Annotated in this window: 5 protein-coding genes; 3 read left to right on the top strand and 2 right to left on the bottom strand. The window is 55.3% G+C overall.

Annotation, left to right across the window (positions count from 1 at the left end; genetic code table 11):
• Positions 1 to 214: 214 nt before the first annotated feature.
• On the top strand, positions 215 to 1,384 hold the full coding sequence (locus ABG996_RS10580) for an ATP-binding protein (RefSeq protein ID WP_199409482.1): 1,170 nt from the start codon (positions 215 to 217) through the stop codon (positions 1,382 to 1,384).
• Positions 1,385 to 1,756: 372 nt separating this feature from the next.
• Here the strand turns inward: ABG996_RS10580 and ABG996_RS10575 are convergent, their stop codons facing one another.
• Complete coding sequence (locus tag ABG996_RS10575) at positions 1,757 to 2,560, bottom strand: LuxR C-terminal-related transcriptional regulator (protein WP_271736885.1); 804 nt, start codon at positions 2,558 to 2,560, stop codon at positions 1,757 to 1,759.
• Positions 2,561 to 2,738: 178 nt separating this feature from the next.
• On the opposite strand from ABG996_RS10575, the gene aguA reads away from it, so the two are divergent.
• Both aguA and ABG996_RS10565 read left to right on the top strand, forming a co-directional pair.
• Positions 2,739 to 3,860: an agmatine deiminase gene (aguA, locus tag ABG996_RS10570; protein ID WP_161155974.1), complete on the top strand. Its 1,122-nt coding sequence runs from the start codon at positions 2,739 to 2,741 to the stop codon at positions 3,858 to 3,860.
• A gap of 160 nt (positions 3,861 to 4,020) precedes the next feature.
• Positions 4,021 to 4,191: a hypothetical protein gene (locus ABG996_RS10565; RefSeq protein ID WP_158554607.1), complete on the top strand. Its 171-nt coding sequence runs from the start codon at positions 4,021 to 4,023 to the stop codon at positions 4,189 to 4,191.
• Between the two features lie 615 nt (positions 4,192 to 4,806).
• On the opposite strand, the gene ABG996_RS10560 is transcribed toward ABG996_RS10565, so the two are convergent.
• Complete coding sequence (locus tag ABG996_RS10560) at positions 4,807 to 5,457, bottom strand: GNAT family N-acetyltransferase (RefSeq protein ID WP_117806742.1); 651 nt, start codon at positions 5,455 to 5,457, stop codon at positions 4,807 to 4,809.
• Positions 5,458 to 5,831: the final 374 nt, after the last annotated feature.

Here is a 5,831-nt window from a genome sequence, read left to right as displayed (position 1 = left end):
GCGCCTTTAGACGCGAGCCCGGGGCCCGTGGGTTATACCCTAAGAGCAAACCACCCTTTTTAAGGGTGGTTCTGATTTATTTAGGGTCTGAGATTTCGGCTCTATAAATAATGCTTTTGAACTGGGTTACTATAAGATTATGGTAAACGCTACTATAAGATTATGGAGAATGAAACTATTCGATTATGGTAACAGCGTAATAAGGGGCGTTGATATGGCTGAGTTCATTAACAGGGATTTGCATGAGTTGCTCATTCGCATGGCAGGCTGGTTTCCTGTTGTGTCGTTGACAGGGCCTAGGCAGAGTGGTAAGTCTACGCTGGTTCGGCATGCCTTTCCCGACTATTCCTACGTCACGCTTGAGGACCCTCAAACGAGGCGCGCGGCCTTGGAGGATCCGGTGAGTTTTATCCGCAACCGAAAGGGCGGACTCATCATCGATGAGGCGCAATACGCCCCGGATTTGTTTTCAATGATCCAGGTTGTTTCGGATGAGCGGGGAGACGCCGGTCAATACATCCTTACAGGCTCGCAAAACTTTTTGATGATGAAAAGCATCGGGCAGTCTCTTGCCGGGCGAGTCGGGATCTTAAAATTGCTGCCATTATCGTTTCGAGAAGCGGAGAGGGGCCAGCAGGGGCAGCTGGAAGTGGATTTGTTCGCGCTCGAAGGGGGATACCCTCGCCTGCGTTCCGCCGGAATGCCGTCCTCGGTTTATTTTCCCAGCTATATCGATACCTATGTTGAGCGCGATGTTGTGGGCTTGCTTGATGTGCGCAATAAGGCGGAGTTTCATAAGTTTCTGTCCATAATTGCTCAGAGCGTCGGTGCCCTCATCAATATATCCTCGCTTTCTCGAGATACGGGCGTGAGCGTATCGACCATTAAAAGCTGGTTGTCCATTCTGGAGCAGAGCTACCTGACGTTTTCGCTGCAGCCCTATTATGCAAATGCCAAGAAGCGTCTAACTAAAACGCCCAAGCTCTATTTTTACGACACGGGGCTGCTCTGCTACTTGCTCAAAATTGGATCACTGGAGCAACTATTGGAGAGCCCTTATCTGGGGGCCGTTTTCGAAAACCTCATCGTTTCCGAAACGGCGAAGAGCCATCTCAACGTGGGCGAGAATCCCGAGCTGTATTTCTATAGGGACGACAGCAAGCGTGAAATCGATTTGCTCGACTGTACAAACTCAGGGAGTCCCAAGGCTATCGAAATAAAATCATCCAGAACGTATCACGATAAGTACGCCCGCCATCTACAGACTGTATGCGATGAGATCGACATTGCAAAAGATGCGCGCTATGTTGTGGCCCGCGTGGACTCAACGTATGAGTCGAAAGACTGTAGTGTGGTTTCGGCGCGTGATTGGCTTTTACGATAACAAGCTCGGCGTATTAACGGCTGCCGCGAAGGGAACCGGCCCCCTTTTTGCGGCGGTTTTTGCCTATCTGGTGCGTCTTAGATGCAAGTGAGTAGACTTATTTGGATATGCCGAGCACATCGCAACAAATACTCAATAAAACCGCAGGTCAGAGCTGTGGCGTTTTGGGGCGTGCTTGACCTCCTGCAAAAAGCCTACTCACTTGGTTTTTCTGCTAGAAGACCGCCGCGAGGGAAGGCAGCTCCCTCGCGGCGGCTGACATTTGCCCAGATAAAACCTGCCAAAATAAACCTGTCTACTCTTTGAGCCAGAGCCGACACTAATTCAAATGGCGAAATCAAAGGGCGTTCTCTGCATGGAGGGCGCCCTTTTTTATCGCGGGATGTTTTGCGTGGCAGTCATGAGGCCCAGGCGGTTGCTGACGCCGAGCTTGCGATAGATGGCGTTGACATGCTTCTTGACGGTTGACTCGCTTATGAATAGCTCGTTTGCCATCTGTTTGTTCGTTTTGCCGTCGAGCATGAGCCGCATGACTTCAGCTTCGCGCGGTTGGATATTGTGTTCTGTAATGAAAGCATTTAGCTGGTTTGTGTCTTCTGTCTGGGTGAGTTTAATGCCCCGAGGATAGAGGTTGGCGAGCGCGAGGCTCGCGTGCCGAGCGACTTCGAGCAGGATTGCGAGCTCGGTGTCGGTGAAGTCTCCGGCCGTGCGTTCACGAAACAGGGTGATGCTTCCTAGCGGGCTGTCGTTGTGCGCGAGCGTGGCCGTACAGCCAAAGTAGACGCCCTGCGGTTCCATCCATTTGCGATAGATGGGCGTGGCATCGCGTCGCTCGACGTCGACGAGGTCGAGGTCGCGGTAGACGCCGACCTTATGTAAGTCAAAGCTCCATGTTGTATAGTCCATCGCGGCGTAGCGGTTGTAGTAGTCGCTCAGTGCGCGGTCGTCCATTCCGCTGCTTGCGGGGTGGACGTAGCGTGGGGCATCACTGCCCGCTGCCTCGATCAGGTCGAACATGGCGATCCGATGGGGCACGAGCCCTGTCGTTCCCTCGAGGGTCTCCTTTTGCAGCTTATCGACACCGTGTGATGCGTGGATTGCAAGCGCGAGCTCGTTGAGAGCAGTCCAGGTCGTACTGTCCAACTCAATAGTCTGCTGATTATTGCATGGGGGCATAGGGCATCCTTTCCATTGTGGAACCCAGTATGTCATGTTCTCGGCCTGAATAGAACTTTAGGTCAGCGAATGGTATACCGTCGGTCGCTGAAAGGGGCTCGAGGGACCATTGAGAACATCTCGGTGCGGCCGCATCATGGTCTCGTCAAGCAAAAGCACCGAGATTTAGGAGCTTGAAATGAAGACTATTTACGAGAGCGAGTCTACGCCAAAGAAGGACGGATTCTACATGCCCGGCGAGTACGAAGAGCAGGAGCGCACCTGGATTTTGTGGCCGCATCGCTCGGATGTGTGGCGCTGTGGTGCCAAGCCGGCGCAAAAGGTCTTTACCGAGATTATTAAGACCGTTGCACGTTTTCAGCCCATCACTGTGGGCGTCAACACTGAAGACTTCCCCGCGGTGTGTGAGATCTTCGACGGCGTTGAGAACGTGCGCGTTATCCACATGGAGTACAACGACAGCTGGATTCGCGACCCCGGCCCGGCGTTTCTTGTCAACGACAAGGGGGACGTGGCACTCTCGCACTTCCACTTTAATGCTTACGGCGGTTTCATTGACGGCCTGTATTTCCCGTGGGACAAGGACGCTTCCATTGGCCTGCAGGTGGCACAGCTCGAGCAGGTTAACCGCTATCGTCCCGAGGATTATATCCTCGAGGGTGGCTCGTTTAACTGCGACGGCCAGGGCACCGTGGTGACCACCGAGATGTGCCTGCTCAATGAGGACCGCAACCCCCAGTACACCAAGGAGCAGATCGAGGAGAAGCTTGCCGAGTACCTGGGCATCGAGAAGGTCATTTGGATCAAGGATGGCATCGACCCGTTTGAGACCAACGGGCACGTGGACGACGTCGCATGCTTTAGTGCGCCCGGCGAGGTCTGCTGCATGTGGACCGATGATCCCAACCATAAGTTCTACAAGGAGTGCCAAGAGGCGTATAAGACGCTTTCCGAGACGACGGATGCCCGTGGCCGCAAGCTCAAGATCCACAAGGTGATTATGCCTGCGACCTCGGTATATATGACCGAGGAGGAGGCCAGCACGATTGACCCCGTCGAGGGCGTGCTGCCGCGTACCCCCGAGGATGCTTTCGAGCCGAGCTACCTCAACTTCCTGCCCATCAACGGCGCAGTGCTTGTACCGCAGTTCGGCGATCCCAATGACGCCCAGGCGCTCAAGGATATCCAGGCTGCTTATCCGGACCGTGAAGTCATCGGTATCATGACTCGCGAGGTTATCTACGGCGGCGGCAACATCCACTGCATCACCCAGCAGCAGCCCAAGGCGCGCTGTAAATAGCAGTTCCATGGTGAACAGTGCTTGATTGTCCGCACGCGAAAGTCCGCCGACTTCAATGGTCGGCGGACTTTTTGTGTGGTGGTTTCAGCTGAACGGCGGGCCGTGCGGCTTGGGTGTGCGGGCACACAATCTGGGGAAACCAAACAGATTGGGGCCTTATATGATCGACTCGAAGGGAAACGTGCGACCCGAGGGCATGTTTAACAGGGCGTACCTGGCCCCCGAAGCCCAGCGCGCATACGATACGCTGCTCGAGTGCGTGCTCAACGGGCAGAAGGGTTGCGAGGCTTCGGCGCATGCGGGCATGGATACCATCAAGGCGCTCGTATAGCTTTACGCTTTCGGATGTGACACATAGGACTGCGTGCGCCGCTCCCGGCTATATTGCCCCCGAGGTGCTTCAACTCATGGAGATAGCCGGCATCAGCGATTTCGAGAGCTTGGCAGCGTCCACGAATGCCCCCGTGTTTACGCCACAGACGGATGACTTTGGACTCGCGGTCCATATCTTTAAGATGCTTAACCGCGGAATACACCCATACGCTTCTGGTGAGCTGGACTTGGACATATTTGACCTGGACGACGATGACATTCCGCCTGCACCATTGATAAACAGCTGCGTGTGTAATGGGCACAGCCCGTTTGTGGGGACGTTGGTCGGATACGTTGTCCCAAAGTACGCTCTTGAGCTCGATGATTTTAGCGGCACTATGGGCGAGGCACTCCGTCGATCGCTGTATGGCAGGGCGGAGGAGCGTCTTGACGCACGCACATGGGCGCGCCTGCTCGACCGCTATCTATCCGAGACAGTTGTGTGCAAGCGTGGCCATCTCCACCACTCGTTACAGCACGAATGCCCTTGCTGCCGAGGAGAGCGCGCCTTGTTGACTCGTCTTGGTTGATGGTTTGGGCCGTCTTGTAGAAAGCCCGTGAGGCGACATGCAAGTTAATCCTGCGTGTCGCCTCCGTACATATAGACGATAAATCCGTCGCCGGTGTCCTGGCTGTGATCCTCCAAGATGCGCTTCATGTTGAGGTGCTCGTAGAACTGCCAGTCGGAGTTGCAGTCGCTCATCAGGAAGAATTTGGTGCACCCGGCTTTGGCGAGTTCGGCGCGCGCAAGGTCGATGAGCGCACGGCCGAGCCCCTTGCCCTGCCATTCGGGCACGATGATGATCAGGTTGAGCTGGCCTTGGGCATATTCGTTGCCCGTGGCGGCAAAGCGGTCGGCTGTTGCCTTCTCGCGGCTATCGCCAAAGAGCGAGCCTTCGAGCTTGGCATCGGCGGTCTTTGCCATCTCGGTTGCCTGGACGAACATCTCGTTGTAGCAGGGCTCCCACGTGGGATTGGTGCGTGGTTTGCCGTCTTCGAAGATACCGATGCAGCAAGCGGCGATGATGCGGCCTTCAGCTTCGGCAACGAGCGCGATGGGGGAGCGCTGCAGCTGCATGGCGATGTTAAAGCGCGCACAGAAATCGGCGGCTTCGACGTCGCCTCGGTTGCGCAGCGTGTTGCACCACAGCTGGTTGTAGATGGCGGCGATGCCGGCCAGGTCATCGAGCGTGGCGGCACGCAGAGTTACGTTGTCAAGGCTCATGGGGGCTCCTTCCAAGTTGGGTCAGGCCACCCCTGAGTGTGACATGGACGCAGGACGGCCGCATCGACCATTCGGCAGGCGAGCCTCGAATCCTCGGGGACGGAGGGTCCTAAGAAGGAATGAGGGCGGATTTTCGGACACTTGCTCGATGAGAGTGGATAATCTCCCACTTTTAGCGCTGGTATAGGCCAAAAACGGGAGATTATCCACTCTCATTCTGGGTAGTCGTTGGGGACGTTCTTAAACGACCAGTCATTAAAGAACGTCCCCAATGACTACCCCAAGGAACATCCCAAACTGCCGGCAGAGACGATATGAGCAGGACATAAAAACATTGAGAGCCCCTGCTGCATGAAAGACCGCGGATTAGGCCG

Source organism: Collinsella aerofaciens (assembly GCF_039836695.1).
Classification (GTDB): domain Bacteria; phylum Actinomycetota; class Coriobacteriia; order Coriobacteriales; family Coriobacteriaceae; genus Collinsella; species Collinsella aerofaciens_BD.
The sequence above is the reverse complement of the archived record's forward strand: the minus strand, read 5'-3'. Positions and strand labels throughout refer to the sequence as shown.

What these genes read in the sequence shown, in the direction of transcription:
- ABG996_RS10560 (WP_117806742.1), bottom strand. Translation starts at nt 5,457, where the DNA reads ATGAGCCTTGACAACGTAACTCTGCGTGCCGCCACGCTCGATGACCTG.
- aguA (WP_161155974.1), top strand. Translation starts at nt 2,739, where the DNA reads ATGAAGACTATTTACGAGAGCGAGTCTACGCCAAAGAAGGACGGATTC.
- ABG996_RS10575 (WP_271736885.1), bottom strand. Translation starts at nt 2,560, where the DNA reads ATGCCCCCATGCAATAATCAGCAGACTATTGAGTTGGACAGTACGACC.
- ABG996_RS10580 (WP_199409482.1), top strand. Translation starts at nt 215, where the DNA reads ATGGCTGAGTTCATTAACAGGGATTTGCATGAGTTGCTCATTCGCATG.
- ABG996_RS10565 (WP_158554607.1), top strand. Translation starts at nt 4,021, where the DNA reads ATGATCGACTCGAAGGGAAACGTGCGACCCGAGGGCATGTTTAACAGG.